This window comes from Nocardia stercoris (genome assembly GCF_003696265.1).
Lineage (GTDB): Bacteria > Actinomycetota > Actinomycetes > Mycobacteriales > Mycobacteriaceae > Nocardia > Nocardia stercoris.
Window position 1 is genome coordinate 108664 of sequence record NZ_RFFH01000008.1, and the last position, 13963, is coordinate 122626.

Consider the following 13963-nt stretch of genomic DNA (forward strand, 5'->3'; position numbering starts at 1 on the left):
CGTGCCGCGGTCAAGACCCGTTTCCGGTGTCCGCGTGCTGCCGTGTGAACAAGGGATGTGCTGTGACCGATGCCAACGGGGCCGCCGGCGAGCTGCTCGCGCCGGAGAGTCCGATCGATACCGATGCCTCGCCGCCGACCAAGCGGGTCGTGCGCGCCGTCGAACTGCTCTCCCGGCACCCGGCCGAACGGCTGTCGCTGGCCCGGATCGTCCGGGCCACCGGCATGTCCCGGGCCACCGCTCACGCGGTCCTCACTCAGCTCACCGCCGAAGGCTGGACGGTCCGCGACGCCGACGGCAACTACGGCCTCGGGCTGGAGCTGGTCACGGTTGCCCGCCGAGCCGAGGCCTCGTTCCCGCTGCGCCGGCGCGCGCTGCCCGCCCTGCGCGAACTCGCCGCCGGCCACGACGTGCCGGTCTTCCTGGCCGAGCGCGAAGCCGACTCCATCCTGATCACCGAGGTGGTCGGCGACCCGTCGGTCCCGTGGATCCGGGCCGGCCGCCGGCTGCCGAAGGCGCCGCCCCTGTGCCGCGAATTCATCGCCTGGGCACCGGAGCCCGAGCGGCGCGCCTGGCTCGACTCCGCGATCCCGGCGCATCGTGAGCGGTTGGCGGTGGTGCTGGACGCGATCGCCGAGCGCGGCTACTCGGTCGAGCGCCTCGCCGACGACTCCCGGCCCATGATGGACGTGCTTGCCGCGCTGCGGAATTCCCCCGCCACCGACCCGCTGCGGCAGGGCCTGGGCGCGCTGATCACCGATCTCATCACCATCGACTACCTGCCCGACGAGCTCGGTGAGCACAACGCGGTCGTCTCCATCGCCGCCCCGATCACGTCAGCCGGCGGCGAGGTGATCGCATCCGTGGTCGCCTGCCCGGACACCACGTTGTCAAAGGCCGGAATCCACGAGTTGGCCGCCGCGACAGTGGCCGCAGCGGGCACGGTCGCGGCGGGTCACCTCGGCTGAGTCACCGGCCTGAGCGCACAATGTTCGCCCATAGCAGGCGATTTCCGTCGTTTCGGGCCGATGATCGTGCGCTCGGGCCGAAGTCCGGTGTGGCGAGTGTTTGCCCCGGCGACGCTGGGGGCATCCCCATGTCGCGGTCGGTGCGCTGACCAGTTCGGGCACCTGTCCGGCTGCTCCCACCGTGAAGGAGGCGAGGCGTTACGGTTGTCGGATCACCCGGCGTGTGTGCCGGGGTGTCGCTCGTGGTTGGCAGGCGGGCGGAGGTGCGAGGAGGATCGACGGCATGACCGACACGGAGACCCGGGTCCCGAAGGCGGAGAAGGTTTTCATGCCCGTGGAGACGGCAGTCGAATGCCGTGGGTGCGGTGGCGTGATCTTCTCCGGGCACGGCGGTACCGTGCGCGCGGAACTGTTGCACGAGCTGATCGACGCGCACAAGGCCGAATGCGCCGGTAAGCGCCGTTCCGGCGGCCAGGCCGTCGAGGTCTACGTCACCCCCGCCGACGGCCGCGCGGCCCGCACCGACCCGATCGACCTGGATTGGCCTGCCGGCTGGCGCATTCCGGCGCGCGAGGAGGTCCTGCTGCTGGACCAGGGGCGGTTCCGCGTTGACACCGTCGAGTGGGACATGAAGGGCGGCGTGCCGGTCGTCCAGTTGCGGGTGTCGCGCCCCTGACGCCTAACCGATCCGGTCTTGCCCCGGACCGCGCTCGGCGAGAACTCTTTCCGCTTCGTCGCGTTCGACACCGAAGGCCGATTGCAGCAGGTCCAGGGCCGCGCTGTGGGCGCCGGAACGGGCGAGCCGGTCGATCTCGGGCCAGGCCCGGTCGGCTTCGCGGACGTGCAGGCTGAGCCGGCGCTCCAGGCGGGACCACATGGCGGTGACGGTTTCGTCGGCGGCCAGCAGCGGGCGCAGCTTCGCGCTGAAACCGGGGTGCTCCTCGCGGTACATCGCCATCCAGCTCGAATCCGGTGGACTGGCTTCGGCATTGGCGGTGCGGTCGGCGAGTTTCAGGATCACCGCGCGCGGGTGGGCGGCGATCTTGCGGTAGGCGTCGAGGTTTCGCTCTTTGCGGTCGGAGCCGATTCCGGTGACCGCCCAGACCAGGTCGGTAACCGCTGCGCCGAAGCGTGATTCGAGTTCGGCGCGGGTGACGGGGGTGTCCTCGAGGACGTCGTGTAGCCAGGCCGCCTGCCCGAGGTCGCCGCCGAAGCCGAAATCGGCCAGTACCGCGCGGACGGCGGCGAGATGGTTCACGTACGGGCCGTCGCCGTATCTCTGGTCCCCGTGGGCGATTTCGGCGAACTGCCGGGCGTTCGGCTCGCCGGCGTCGTTGTCCGGAGTTCGATCTGCGGGGGTCTGCTGGTTCACGCCGGTGGCCTCCTCGGATCGCCGTTCTCCACACGGTAGCGGACGAAAAAGCGGCTGCGACGGAGTATTCCGCCGCAGCCGCCGCCGATCCGGGATCGGGGAGAACTAGATACGCGTGGCTTCAGTAGTGAGTGACTTCAGCAGCTGCATGACCTCCGTCTCACGGAAGCGGCGGTGGCCGCCGGGAGTGCGCAGCGAACCCAGCCGGCCCGCATGTGCCCACCGGGTCACGGTCTTGGGGTCGACGTGGAACAAAGCCGCAACCTGGCCCGGGGTAAGAAGGCTCTCCTGCCCGGTGACGGACCCGAAAGTGCGGTTCGTCGCGGTGATCACAGTCATTCGCAAACCCTTCCGTTCTCGACGTTCCCTCATCAGATAGCGACATCGTTGCACTAGTACCCCTACGTACTCGAATGATCTAACTTTGGTAAAGGGGAAGTAATAGACAAAACGGATCGCCGTACTGCTTGAAAAACGCAGATCAGACGGGGTCCAGACAACTTCTGGCGACCATTTTTACGCTGTCCGAGCGTGGTCTGGGCCACACCCGACTACCGCCTTCGCGCCCCTCCGGACGAGCGCATAGGCTGGTCGGCGTGAGTGATGCATCCCTTCCGGAGAACGACCCGGGCAGCCCGGCCGCCTCGGGCACGGCCGGTCGGCGCTTGGCGCGCAACTTCGCCCTGTACACCCTGGCGCGGTTGGCGCTCGCGGCCGTGCTCGCCGCGATAATCCTCGGTGTCGCACGTTTGCTGAACGTCGAACTACCGCTGTTGATCGCCCTGCTGTTCGCGGTGATCCTGTCGCTGCCGCTGTCCATGGTGGCGTTCCGCCGGTTGCGGGTCCGGCTGAACGAGAGCATCGCCGAGGTGGACGAGAAGCGCCGGGCGGACAAGGCCGACCTGCGCGCGCGGCTGCGCGGCGAGGACGAGGAGTGAAGTACTGCGATCGCAGTACTTCCCGCGACTGGGTCGACGACGCGGTCCGGCTGATCGAGGCCGACGCGCAACGCAGCGCCGACACCCACCTGCTGCGGTATCCGCTGCCGGTGGAGTGGGGCGTGCAGCTGTATCTGAAGGACGAATCCACCCACATCACAGGCAGTCTCAAGCATCGGCTGGCCAGATCGCTGTTCCTGTACGCGATCTGCAACGGCTGGGTGGGTGCGGACACCACGGTGGTGGAGGCCAGTTCGGGCTCGACCGCCATCAGTGAGGCGTATTTCGCGGCTCTGCTGGGCCTGGACTTCGTGGCGGTGGTGCCGGCGAAGACCTCCCCGGAGAAGATCGCGCTGATCGAAGCACAGGGTGGCCGTTGCCATTTCGTGGATCGCGCGCCCGACATCTACACCGAGGCGGCGCGGCTGGCGGCCGAGTGCGGCGGTCACTACATGGACCAGTTCACCCACGCCGAACGCGCCACCGACTGGCGCGGCAACAACAACATCGCCGAATCGATCTACCAGCAAATGGCTTTGGAGACGCATCCGGTGCCGGACTGGGTGGTGGTCGGCGCGGGCACCGGCGGCACCAGCGCCACGATCGGCCGCTACATCCGGTACCGGCGGCACGCCACCCGGCTGGCCGTGGTCGACCCGGAGAACTCCGCGTTCTTCGGCGGCTACGAGACCGCCGACGCCGGCTACCAGACCGGGATGCCTTCGCGCATCGAGGGAATCGGCCGGCCGCGGGTCGAGCCGTCCTTCGTCGGCCAGGTGGTGGACCGGATGATCGAGGTGCCCGACGCGGCGTCGATCGCCACCTGCCGGCACGCGAGCACGGTGCTGGGCCGCCGGGTCGGCGGCTCCACGGGTACCAATCTGTGGGGTGCGTTCGCGCTCGTGGCGGAACTGCGGGCCGTGGGGCGCCGGGGCAGCGTGGTCACGCTGCTGTGCGACGGTGGCGACCGCTATGCCGGGACCTACTTCGACGACGACTGGGTCGCCGAGCAGGGGATGGACCTGTCCGGCCCGCAGGCGGTGCTGGACGAGTTCGTCGCCACCGGTAACTGGACCGGGTAGACGCCGCTACCTGGCCTCGCCGGATCATCTCATCCTGGACAAGTGATCAGGAATGCGTCATTCTGCAGGTCCGTGTAGTGAGCTGAGAAGACCCATGACCCTGCCGACCGACCCGTTGCTGCGACCGGTGATCCCGCCCAGAGTGCTGGCCGGCCTGGTCGATCTGGGCCGCCGGGACGGCGCGCCCGTGGCGTCCTGGTTCGCCGGCACCGGCGTCGACCCCGACGAGCTCACCTCGCCCGAGGTCCGGGTCCCGTACCGGCAGACCGCGACGATTCTGCGCCGCGCGCTGCGGTCCATGCCCGGCGAACCGGTGGGGATGCGGCTGGGCCGGCGGGACTTCCTGTTGTCGTTCGGGATGGTCGGGCTGGCCGTGCGCACCTCCGCGTCGGTCGCCGAGGCCTTCGAGATCGCGCTCGAATTGCACCGCGCCTCCGGCACTCTCGTGGACGCGGAGGCCGAGATCGCGGACGGGGTGGTGGTGCTGTCGCTGCGCCAGCGGTTCCCGGATCCGGAGCTGACCGTGCTCGTCGTGGAGGAGGCGATGTGCAGTGTGGTCGCGCTCGCCCGATCCATGATCGGCGCCGACTGCGCTCCGGTCTCGGTGCAGCTCAGTTATCCGCCGCCGCCCTACGTGGCCGAATACCATCGGTACTTCGAATGCCCGATCCGGTTCGCGGCCGGCGCCGACCACCTGGTCTTCCCGGTCGAGTACCTGCGTCGGCCGCTGGCCACCCACGACGCCACCATCCGGGCCACGGCCGTGGCGAGCTGCCGGCGGCTGCTGGCGGAATCACCGGCGCCGGACCTGGTCGCGGAGGTCGAAGCGGTGCTGAGCCTGAGCATGGCGACCGCGCCGACCATGGCCGCGGTCGCCGAGCAACTGCACGTCTCCGAGCGCACGCTGCGCCGGCAACTCGGCGCGGCCGGTGAGACCTTCAGCGCGCTGCGCGATCGGGTCCGGGAACGCTATGCCACAGTGCTGCTGAGCAATCCGGCGATCACCATCGACGCGGTGGCCCGCCGGACCGGGTTCAGCGACGCCCGAGAGTTCCGGCGGGCCTACCAGCGCTGGACCGGCCGCCCGCCCAGTACCGTCCGCCGGGACTCCCGCGACCTCACGTAGCGGCGAGCGCCAGGGCCGGTGCCGGCTCGGCGCGCCTTCCGCGCAGGTAGACGGCGGCGATCGAGATCGCCACGGCCACAACAGACATCGCCACCAGCATGGTGATCGACACCCAGAACATGGTGTCGTACAACGCCATATCGCCGCGAACGACAGCCCGGAAGCCGAAGGTCATGGGCGCCAGGTCCTTGAACGGCCGGAACGGGGTCGGGGTGGTGCCCGGCGGGAAGATGCCGCCGAACACGAAGATCTGGATCATGTACCAGCACACCGCGGTGATCGATCCGGCCACCCGGCCGAGCACCACCACGAAGGTCTGCATGGTGACCGCCGCGGTGATACCGACCAGCACCACAACGAGACTCATCACCGGCCAGTTCTGCGGTGCCCAGCCCACCGAGGAGCCGAACGCGGCCGCCGCCGCGGCGGCCACAGCCCCCAGCAGCGCGCCGATCGCGGCCCGGCCGGCCACCGAGCGCGCCGCCGCCGCGACGGTCACGTTCGCGAGCCGGCCCGCGCGCACCGCACCGAGCAGCATCCAGATCACCAGGGCGGCAAGGAAACTGGCCAGCAGCACGAGTGCGGGGCCGGATCCGTCGGCCAGGTCCTTGTGGGTGGGATCGCCGTTCACGACCACCTGGCTGGGGTGCTGGTTGTGCACGTCCAGGTCCAGCGGCTCGCTGAACATGCCGGCCGAGGCGTCGACGTCGGAGATGTGCGGTGCCTGCGCCGCGCCGTCGCGCAGCCCGGCATCCAATTGGTCCGTGCCGCCGGCGAGTTGGGTGGTGCCCTGCTGCAGCTGGTGGCCGCCGTCCCGCAGCTGGATCAGGCCCTGGTCGAGCTGTCCGACGCCGGTGCTCAATTGCCCGGCGCCGTCCCGCAACTGGCGGGCGCCGTCGGCCAGCTGCAGTACCCCGGAACGGTAGTCGGCGGCCGGATCGGTGAGCTGGCGCGCGAGTTCCCTTGTACCGTCGCGCAATTGGGTGAGCTGGCCGACCAGTCCGTCCGGGTTGTCGGAGCGGGTCTCCGCGAGCAGGGAGGTCAGCTGCGTGGCGGCGTCGGCGAGGGCGGGATCGCCGCCGGTCCGCCACTGGTCCAGGAACGGCTGCAGGTCCTGGGCGAGCCGCTGCGCGGGGGTGAGGGCGTCGAGCGCCGGAGTGATCACCGAGTCGATGCCGTCGCGGATCTGGACCGCGCCGTCGCCGAGCTGATCGGTCCCGCCGACCAGCTGCTGCGCGCCGTCCGCCAATTGCGCTGCGCCGGTATGGAGTTGCCCGGCACCCGTATTCAGTTGGGCCGCACCGGATGCGGCGTCGTCGAGTCCGCTCGCCAGCTGCCCCGCACCGGAGTCGAGCTGCCGTGCGCCGTCGGTGACCTGGCCCGCGCCCTGCGCCGCGTCACCGAGACCCGAACCGAGCGTGTTGATTCCGACCAGGACTTGGTTCGCGTACTCCTTGCCGATGGTCGCGGTGATCTGCCGCTGCGCGTCGGCGAGTACACCCTGGACGACCGAGGGCGTGAGCGTCCCGTTGAGGTCGTTGCACCAGACCACGATGTGCGCCTTGGTGGGTCGGGCGTCGGTGACGCTCGAGATGTCGCGGGTGAAGTCGCGCGGGATGACGATCGAGAACGCGTAGCGGTTCTCCCGGACCCCGGCCAGCGCTTCGGCGCTGTTCACCCGGTGGTACTGCAGATCGCCGCCCGCGGTGACCCCGTCGAGGATCTCGGTGCCCAGATTCTGGGTCTTGCCGTCGACGACCGCGCCCTGGTCGTCGTTCGAGACCGCGACCGGGACCTGTTTCAAGTAGACCGTGGGATCCCACATGGTCCACATGAAGACGGCCGAGATCAGGGCCGGCACGATCAGGAACAACACCACGGCCGTGCGTACCAGCGCCGCGCGCGGAACCGCGCGCAGCCACCGGCCGACCGGCCCGCCGGCCGAGAGTTTCGTCATCTTCGCATTCCTTCGCTCACGTCGCCTCGCGCTCGGATCGGTCGGGCGTGACAGTGGCCGCGACCTGGTCCGGGTCTGCGAGGGCTGGCCCTCAGGCTAGGTACGTGGCCGGAGATCCCGGTCGGTGATGCGGACGAATCGGCCGCGATGCCACCCCAGGGCGGCCGCTATGCCCCCGGATTGGTGTCAATTTTTGTTGACATCGCGCGCATGTCAACGTAAATTGACATTCATGAGTGAAGCAACGACTCTGGCGGCCGCGGCCGGCAGTCCCGACCCCACGGTCGGGCTCCGCGCAGTGCTCGCACTGCGGCGGTTGCTCGAGCGACTCGAAGCGATCCAGGTGACCAATGCCCGCGCACAGGGCTGGTCCTGGCAAGCGATCGCGGACGCGCTCGAGGTCAGCCGGCAGGCGGTCCACCAGAAGTACAACCGGAGAGGCGGGGTCCGCTGATGTTCGAACGATTCGCCAAGACCGCGAGACACGCGGTGGTCGTGGCCCAGGAAGAAGCGCGGGAACTGCGCACTCCGCGCATCGGCGCCGAGCATCTGCTGCTCGGGCTGGTGGCCTGCCCAGACGAAGGGCTGCGCGCGACCCTCGCGGCCGACGGGGTCACCGCCGACAGCCTGCGAACCGCCTTGTACGGCAGGCGAACCGGCGAGCCGCTGGGCGAAGCCGACGCCGCCGCACTGAAATCCATCGGCATCGACCTCGATGCCGTCCGCGACAGCCTCGAGTCGGTCTTCGGCGCCGACGCACTCGAGCGGGCGGTCCCCGCCGCGGAATCCCGGCGCAGCCGGTTCCTGCGGGGCGGCAGCGTGCACACCGGGCACATCCCGTTCGCCGAAGACGCCAAGAAAGCCCTGGAACTGGGCCTGCGCGAAGCGGTTTCGCGCGGGGACAAGACCATCGAGGCCGGCCATCTGGTCCTCGGTATCGTGCGCGCACCCGGGCCGGTCGTCACCGAACTGCTCGGTGGCCCCGACGGTGTCCGCCGCGTCGGGGACAGCGTCCGCACCTTCCTCGACCGCGCCGCCTGACGTCGCGCGCCGAGAGCGCTACGGTGCCCGGAATTCGTCCGCGATCCCGGCACCGCAGCGCGCTCGGCCCGCGTGAACGCCCGGCGACGGCACGAAAACCGGACCGCGCGCGACAGGTGGTGCGGTTACGCTGGCCGCATGTTCGTCCGCGTAGGAATGCACCTGGTCATCAACGCCGTCGCCATCTGGGTCGCCACCAAGCTGGTGCACAACATCGAGTTGATCAGCCCGGCCGACAAGGGCACCACCGGGAAGGTGGTCGTGGCACTGATCGTCGCGGCCGTGTTCGGCCTGGTCAACGCCTTCGTCAAACCGATCGTCAAGATGCTGTCGCTGCCACTGATGTTCATGACCCTGGGACTGTTCGTCCTGGTGGTCAACGCGCTGATGCTGCTGCTCACCGCCAAGATCACCGACGGCAGCGAGTACGGCCTCGAGATCCACGGATTCGGCACCGCCGTGCTGGCCGGCATCGTGATCTCGGTGGTCAACTGGCTGCTGAGCTTCGCCGTTCCCGACGAGCGCTGAGCGGCGTCAGCCCAGGCCCAGCGCCAGTGCGGTCACCAGTGACCACGCCAGCATGGCCAGGCCGGTGTCCTTCAACGACGGGATGAGCCCCGGCCCCTGCGCGCCACCGCGCACCGGGGCGTTGGCCCGCACCGCCAGCGGGAGCGCGACCAGGCCTACCAGGGCCCACGGCGTGCGGGCCACCAGGCCGATCGTGGCCAGGAACGGCACGATCATCAGCGCCAGATGCAGTGTGCGAGTCCGGGTGTCGCCCAGCTTCACCGCCAGCGTCGTCTTCCCGGACACCGTGTCGGTGGGGATATCGCGCAGATTGTTGGTGACCAGCACCGCGCTGGAGAACGACCCGACCGCGACCGCGCCCACCAGCCCGGCCCAGTCGACCCGCTCGGCCTGCACGAACTCGGTGCCCAGCACCGCGATCAACCCGAAGAACACGAAGACCGCGATCTCCCCGAAACCGCTGTACCCGTACGGGTTACGGCCCCCGGTATAGAACCAGGCGCCCGCCAGGCAGGCGGCGCCGACCAGCAGCAGCCACCACGCGGTGACCAGCACCAACACCAGACCGAACACCGCGCCGATACCCAGGCTCACGATCGCGGCATTGCGGACCGCCGCCGGGCTCGCAAGCCCCGACCCCACCAGCCGCAACGGCCCCACCCGGTCGTCGTCGGTGCCGCGGATCCCGTCGGAATAGTCGTTGGCGTAGTTGACCCCGACGATCAGCGCCAGCGAAACCAGCAGGCTCAGCAGGGCTTTCCACCAGACCGCGGCGTCGAGCGAGGCGGCCGCGCCGGTGCCGACGAGCACCGGTGCGATCGCGTTGGGCAGGGTGCGGGGTCGCGCACCCTCGAGCCATTGAGCAGCACTAGCCATATCAGCAGCCTATATCCAGCCCGCCGGACGGTCCGGGCCCCGACTCCGTCCACCACCGGTGAGACGTCGGACCCGGTGCCCGGCCGATGCCCGACTTATGATGGCGAGAGCATGTTTGCAGATGACAGCTTTGCCGGCGACGCCGGGACACGCCCCCGCATCGCCGATCCCGCCGCCGGTGCGGTCCGGATCGCACTGCTCGGCGAGATCGCCCTCCGCCGCGCGGACGCGGGTCCGGCCCGGCGCGGTGCGGCAGCGCCGGACTCCGGCGCCACAGCCGCATCGCCCATCGCGGACATGCCGGAACTCGCCGCGGTTCCGGGCGCGCGGGCCCGGCTGCTGGTCGCCGCGCTGGCCTGTCACCCCGGCCGCAGCCGCAGCGCGCAGGCGCTGATCGACGACGTCTGGGGCGAACAACCGCCGCGCGCACCCATGAACGCCCTGCACACCCAGGTCTCCCGGCTCCGCTCCGCGCTGCCCGAGGGCGTGCTGGAGATCGGCCCGGCCGGCTACCGGCTGCTGCTGCGCGAGGAACAGGTCGACCTGACCCTGGCCCGCCGGCTGGAACGGCACGCGCGCGAACTGCACGCCGACGCCGCCGACAGTGCGGCGCTCGCGGTGGTCGAGCAGGCCCGCTCGCTGTGGCGCGGCGAGCCCGGCGCCGGGCTGCCGTCCGGGCCGGTGGCCGACGAACTGATCGACCTGGCCGCGACGCGCTGGGCGGCCCTGGACGAGCTCGAACTCTCCATCCGTGAAGCGGTAGGCGACCTGCCGGGCGCGATCGACATCGCCCGCCGCCGCACGGCGGCCGCACCCCTCGACGAGCCCGCGCACACCACGCTGATGCGGCTGCTCGCCGCGAGCGGGCGGGGGACCGAGGCGCTGGACGTGTTCGCGGCCCTGCGTCACCGCCTCGTCGACGAACTGGGTGCCGACCCGGGACCCGCTGCGGTGGCGCTGAACACCACGATTCTGCGCGGCGACCCGGTCGAGACCCGGGTCCGTCGTCCGGACGACCGCGCGCCGAGCGGCGCCGGAGACGGTGATAGGCGCGAATCCGCTAGTGCCGCAAACAGTTCCGGTCGCGCTGGAGCGCCTGGCTACGGTGTCGGCGCAGGTGGCTCCGACAGTGCCGCACGTGGCCCCGGTGGCGGGGCATCAGGTCACGGTGGCGCCGCACACGAATCCGGTGGTGTTGTAGGCGGTTCCGGTGATACCGGCGCGCTCGGTTCCGGTGGGTCGCACGGTAACGGGGATGAGAGCCGACCCGACGCGGGCGGCACTGTGCCGCAGGGTAGCCCCGGCAGTTTCGGCGGTGGTCGCGACAATTTCGGGTGCAGCGACGTCACCACCGAACTCGCCGAATCACAGTCCAGTCGAACTGGTTTCGGCTCCGCTGCGGCGGATCGCGCAGGGGGTCACCGGTTCGTGGAATCCGCGGCGTCACAGGTGCACCCAGCTGGCGACCGCATGACACCGCACCCAGCGGCACCAGTCGGCGGTGCGGCGTTCGATCCGAATCACTTGTCCGACAGAGGGCTCCATCAGCCCACCGCACTCGGCCTGCGTGCCGCACCGAACCCGCTGCTGGGCCGGGCCGCCGACCTGGGCGCCATCGAGGACTTGGTGCGTTCGTCGCGGGTCACCACCGTGCTCGGTCCCGGCGGTACCGGAAAGACCCGGGTGGCCAATGCGCTCGGAACCCGCCTCGCTCCCGAGATGCCGGTCGTGCTGGTGGAATTGGCATCGGTGCGGTCGGACCCCGAGGATGCCGAGGCCGCGCGGGTCGAGGTGGAGGCGGCGATCAGCGCCGTGCTCGGTGTCGGTGAAACCGCCAGGGACACGGGCGTATTGCGGCCTCGCCGGACCAGCGACGCCCGGGATCGGTTGCGGGACGCGCTCTCCGCGCGGGCCATCCTGCTGATCCTCGACAACTGCGAACATCTCGTCGACGCGGTGGCCGAGGTGGTGGCCGACCTGATCGGCACCTGCGACCGCCTGACCGTGCTCACCACCAGCCGGTCGCCGCTCGAGATCACCGCCGAGACGGTATATCCGTTGCCGCCGTTGGCGATCGACGACGCCGGGTCGCCCGCCACCGAACTGTTCGCCGCCCGCGCCCGGGCGGTCCGGCCGTCGATCCGCCTGGACGGGCCGACCGTGGCCCGCCTGTGCCGCACCCTCGACGGTCTCCCGCTGGCCATCGAATTGGCCGCCGCCCGCGCCCGCACGCTCAGCGTGGAGGAGATCGAGACACGGCTGGCCGACCGATTCACCCTGTTGCGCAGCGGAGATCGCAGCTCTCCGGCCCGCCATCGCACGTTGCACGCGGTGATCGAGTGGAGCTGGAACCTGCTCGACGAACCGCAACGCATCGCTCTGCGCCGGCTGTGCCGCTTCCCGTCCGGATTCACCTCCGCCGCAGCCGAACTGGTCGCGAGTGCGGACGGCGTCGACGATGTGGCCGCTGCGGTGGAAGGGCTGGTCACCCAGTCCCTGCTGACGGTGCTGGAGGACGAGACCGGCACCCGCTACCGAATGCTGGAGACGGTTCGGGAATTCGGCGAGGAGCAGCTGACCGCAGCCGGGGAGCAGGCGGTCGTGATGACCCGGATGGCCCGGTGGGCCAGGGAATTCGGGGTGTCCACGATGGAGACGTACATCGAGGCCGATCAGGCCGCCGGCATGCTGGCGATGATCACGGAATCCGACAATCTGATCGCCGTACTGCGCTGGGCCTGCGATACCGGCGATCCGGACACCGTATACCAGGTGTTCCCGGTGCTCGGCGTGGCCTGGATGGTGCGTGGCGCGCATATGGATCTGATCAGCTGGGCCGCACGGTTGCTCGCCATCCCACCCGGCCCGCCGGGCCCGAAGCCGACCGGTGACCTGCAGATGGCGTCGCATGTGCTGCTGGCCGGCCATCTGATGTACATCCAGGACGACGGCATGCGCAGCGTAGCCCGGATCCGCACCCGGGCACGCCGGCTGCTGCGTTCGGGCGTCGAGCTGAATGCGTTGTCACAGTTCTTCGGCGCCATTCTCTGCGCGCGCCCGACCATCGGCGCGGTCGGCCGGGTACTGATCGCGGGTTCCCGGTCGGCAGACCGGCGGGTCCGCTGCCAGGCGCTGTTCCTGCGGGCCAATATCCGAGAGAACGCGGGCGATTACCCCGGATCCATGCGGGATGCCTTGCGCGGTATCGAGTACCTCACCGACACCGACATCTGGGGCGGTGCCATGGCGGCCCAGCATCTGGGCCAGCTGCACGCGCAGGCCGGTGAATACTCGACCGCCGCCCGCCACTACCGCAAGGCGGCCGAGAATCTGCTGCTGCTGCGCGCGTATGACGAAAGTGTCGAACTGCGAAGCTATCTCGCGCAGGCGCTGATCGGATCCGGAGACCTGTCCGCAGCCCGGCGGGAACTCGAGCTGGCCGCCGGATATCTCGATCCCGGCCAGGGCCCGGATGACCCGGTGCTGCGGCCGAATCCGCGGCGGGCGGCGATCCACGGTGGCTGGGCCGAATTGGCCCTCGCCGAAGGCGATGTGGACACCGGCCTGCGGCGGGCTCGCTCGGTACTGCCGCTGATGCAGTGGCACAGCCCGGAGAGCGTGACCCCGGGTCCTGGAGCACTTCCCGCGGCCTGCTTCGCTTTCGGGGCACATGTGCTCCACGGCCGGACCGGCGAAGTGCCCGATCTCGCTACGGAGATCATCGCCGAGGTCCAGCAGCGGCTGTCCCAATTCCAGGATCTGCCGCAGCTCGGTGTCGCGGCCTGCGTGATGGGTTCGTATCTGCTGCAGCGTGATCCGGAGTCGGAGCCCGGCCTTGCCCTGTTCGCGGCCGCGCCGCGGGTGCGTGCCCGGCAGGACGTGGTATCCGTGCTGTGGGCCCGGCATCGCGACCTGCACGAGTCCCGGGTGGGAGCGGACCGGATCGACGCCGCGGTGGCCGCCGCGAACCAGCTCTCCCGGCACGCTACCGCGGTCCGGCTGCTGGCCTTGTTCGACGAACTCGCCACGTAGACACCGAATGACCCGGCGGCACACGGCCGCCGGGTCCGATCCG

General features: G+C 70.2%; 13 protein-coding genes. 9 read left to right on the forward strand and 4 right to left on the reverse strand.

The window, feature by feature from the left end; genetic code table 11:
- Positions 1 to 62: 62 nt before the first annotated feature.
- Together EBN03_RS19740 and EBN03_RS19745 are read left to right on the forward strand one after the other, a co-directional pair.
- Positions 63 to 968: an IclR family transcriptional regulator gene (locus EBN03_RS19740; protein WP_233608472.1), complete on the forward strand. Its 906-nt coding sequence runs from the start codon at positions 63 to 65 to the stop codon at positions 966 to 968.
- 283 nt (positions 969 to 1251) lie between these two features.
- Positions 1252 to 1644 (forward strand): hypothetical protein, encoded by a 393-nt coding sequence (locus EBN03_RS19745; protein WP_122189546.1) that lies wholly within the window; start codon positions 1252 to 1254, stop codon positions 1642 to 1644.
- A 3-nt stretch (positions 1645 to 1647) separates the two neighbouring features.
- On the opposite strand, the gene EBN03_RS19750 is transcribed toward EBN03_RS19745, so the two are convergent.
- Together EBN03_RS19750 and EBN03_RS19755 are read right to left on the reverse strand one after the other, a co-directional pair.
- Complete coding sequence (locus EBN03_RS19750) at positions 1648 to 2340, reverse strand: HD domain-containing protein (protein WP_158675682.1); 693 nt, start codon at positions 2338 to 2340, stop codon at positions 1648 to 1650.
- Positions 2341 to 2445: 105 nt separating this feature from the next.
- Positions 2446 to 2679 carry a BldC family transcriptional regulator gene (locus EBN03_RS19755; protein WP_122189548.1) on the reverse strand — a complete coding sequence of 78 codons (234 nt, stop codon included), beginning with the start codon at positions 2677 to 2679 and terminating at the stop codon, positions 2446 to 2448.
- A 257-nt stretch (positions 2680 to 2936) separates the two neighbouring features.
- Here EBN03_RS19755 and EBN03_RS19760 point away from each other — a divergent pair, with 257 nt between their 5' ends.
- From EBN03_RS19760 to EBN03_RS19770, 3 genes are all read left to right on the forward strand, one after another.
- On the forward strand, positions 2937 to 3278 hold the full coding sequence (locus tag EBN03_RS19760) for a DUF4229 domain-containing protein (RefSeq protein ID WP_122189549.1): 342 nt from the start codon (positions 2937 to 2939) through the stop codon (positions 3276 to 3278).
- Positions 3275 to 4360: an L-cysteine desulfhydrase Cds1 gene (gene cds1 / locus EBN03_RS19765; RefSeq protein ID WP_122189550.1), complete on the forward strand. Its 1086-nt coding sequence runs from the start codon at positions 3275 to 3277 to the stop codon at positions 4358 to 4360. Before EBN03_RS19760 ends, cds1 begins: the two co-directional genes overlap by 4 nt.
- A gap of 94 nt (positions 4361 to 4454) precedes the next feature.
- The gene (locus tag EBN03_RS19770; protein WP_158675683.1) at positions 4455 to 5486 is read left to right on the forward strand and encodes an AraC family transcriptional regulator; all 1032 of its coding nucleotides are present in this window, start codon (positions 4455 to 4457) and stop codon (positions 5484 to 5486) included.
- On the opposite strand, the gene EBN03_RS19775 is transcribed toward EBN03_RS19770, so the two are convergent.
- Complete coding sequence (locus tag EBN03_RS19775; protein WP_122189552.1) at positions 5479 to 7443, reverse strand: YhgE/Pip domain-containing protein; 1965 nt, start codon at positions 7441 to 7443, stop codon at positions 5479 to 5481. The genes EBN03_RS19770 and EBN03_RS19775 overlap by 8 nt on opposite strands.
- A gap of 232 nt (positions 7444 to 7675) precedes the next feature.
- Between EBN03_RS19775 and EBN03_RS19780 the strand changes: the two genes are divergently transcribed.
- The 3 genes from EBN03_RS19780 (at position 7676) to EBN03_RS19790 (ending at position 9012) form a co-directional block, all read left to right on the forward strand.
- A complete protein-coding gene (locus EBN03_RS19780) occupies positions 7676 to 7897 on the forward strand; it encodes a helix-turn-helix domain-containing protein (protein ID WP_122189553.1) in 222 nt (73 codons plus the stop codon).
- Complete coding sequence (locus tag EBN03_RS19785) at positions 7897 to 8484, forward strand: Clp protease N-terminal domain-containing protein (protein ID WP_122189554.1); 588 nt, start codon at positions 7897 to 7899, stop codon at positions 8482 to 8484. The genes EBN03_RS19780 and EBN03_RS19785 overlap by 1 nt, the downstream gene beginning before the upstream one ends.
- A gap of 138 nt (positions 8485 to 8622) precedes the next feature.
- On the forward strand, positions 8623 to 9012 hold the full coding sequence (locus EBN03_RS19790) for a phage holin family protein (RefSeq protein ID WP_122189555.1): 390 nt from the start codon (positions 8623 to 8625) through the stop codon (positions 9010 to 9012).
- Positions 9013 to 9018: 6 nt separating this feature from the next.
- Here EBN03_RS19790 and EBN03_RS19795 read toward each other — a convergent pair whose 3' ends face one another.
- Positions 9019 to 9888, reverse strand: a complete 870-nt coding sequence (locus tag EBN03_RS19795) for a 1,4-dihydroxy-2-naphthoate polyprenyltransferase (protein ID WP_122189556.1) — start codon at positions 9886 to 9888, stop codon at positions 9019 to 9021.
- A gap of 111 nt (positions 9889 to 9999) precedes the next feature.
- Here EBN03_RS19795 and EBN03_RS19805 point away from each other — a divergent pair, with 111 nt between their 5' ends.
- Positions 10000 to 13920, forward strand: a complete 3921-nt coding sequence (locus tag EBN03_RS19805) for a BTAD domain-containing putative transcriptional regulator (RefSeq protein WP_233608473.1) — start codon at positions 10000 to 10002, stop codon at positions 13918 to 13920.
- The last annotated feature ends 43 nt before the right edge of the window (positions 13921 to 13963 follow it).

Excerpts from the sequence above, each read along its gene's own strand:
- EBN03_RS19745 (WP_122189546.1), top strand. The coding sequence starts at position 1,252 with ATGACCGACACGGAGACCCGGGTCCCGAAGGCGGAGAAGGTTTTCATG.
- EBN03_RS19755 (WP_122189548.1), bottom strand. The coding sequence starts at position 2,679 with ATGACTGTGATCACCGCGACGAACCGCACTTTCGGGTCCGTCACCGGG.
- EBN03_RS19770 (WP_158675683.1), top strand. The coding sequence starts at position 4,455 with ATGACCCTGCCGACCGACCCGTTGCTGCGACCGGTGATCCCGCCCAGA.
- EBN03_RS19775 (WP_122189552.1), bottom strand. The coding sequence starts at position 7,443 with ATGACGAAACTCTCGGCCGGCGGGCCGGTCGGCCGGTGGCTGCGCGCG.
- EBN03_RS19780 (WP_122189553.1), top strand. The coding sequence starts at position 7,676 with ATGAGTGAAGCAACGACTCTGGCGGCCGCGGCCGGCAGTCCCGACCCC.
- EBN03_RS19785 (WP_122189554.1), top strand. The coding sequence starts at position 7,897 with ATGTTCGAACGATTCGCCAAGACCGCGAGACACGCGGTGGTCGTGGCC.
- EBN03_RS19790 (WP_122189555.1), top strand. The coding sequence starts at position 8,623 with ATGTTCGTCCGCGTAGGAATGCACCTGGTCATCAACGCCGTCGCCATC.
- EBN03_RS19795 (WP_122189556.1), bottom strand. The coding sequence starts at position 9,888 with ATGGCTAGTGCTGCTCAATGGCTCGAGGGTGCGCGACCCCGCACCCTG.
- EBN03_RS19805 (WP_233608473.1), top strand. The coding sequence starts at position 10,000 with ATGTTTGCAGATGACAGCTTTGCCGGCGACGCCGGGACACGCCCCCGC.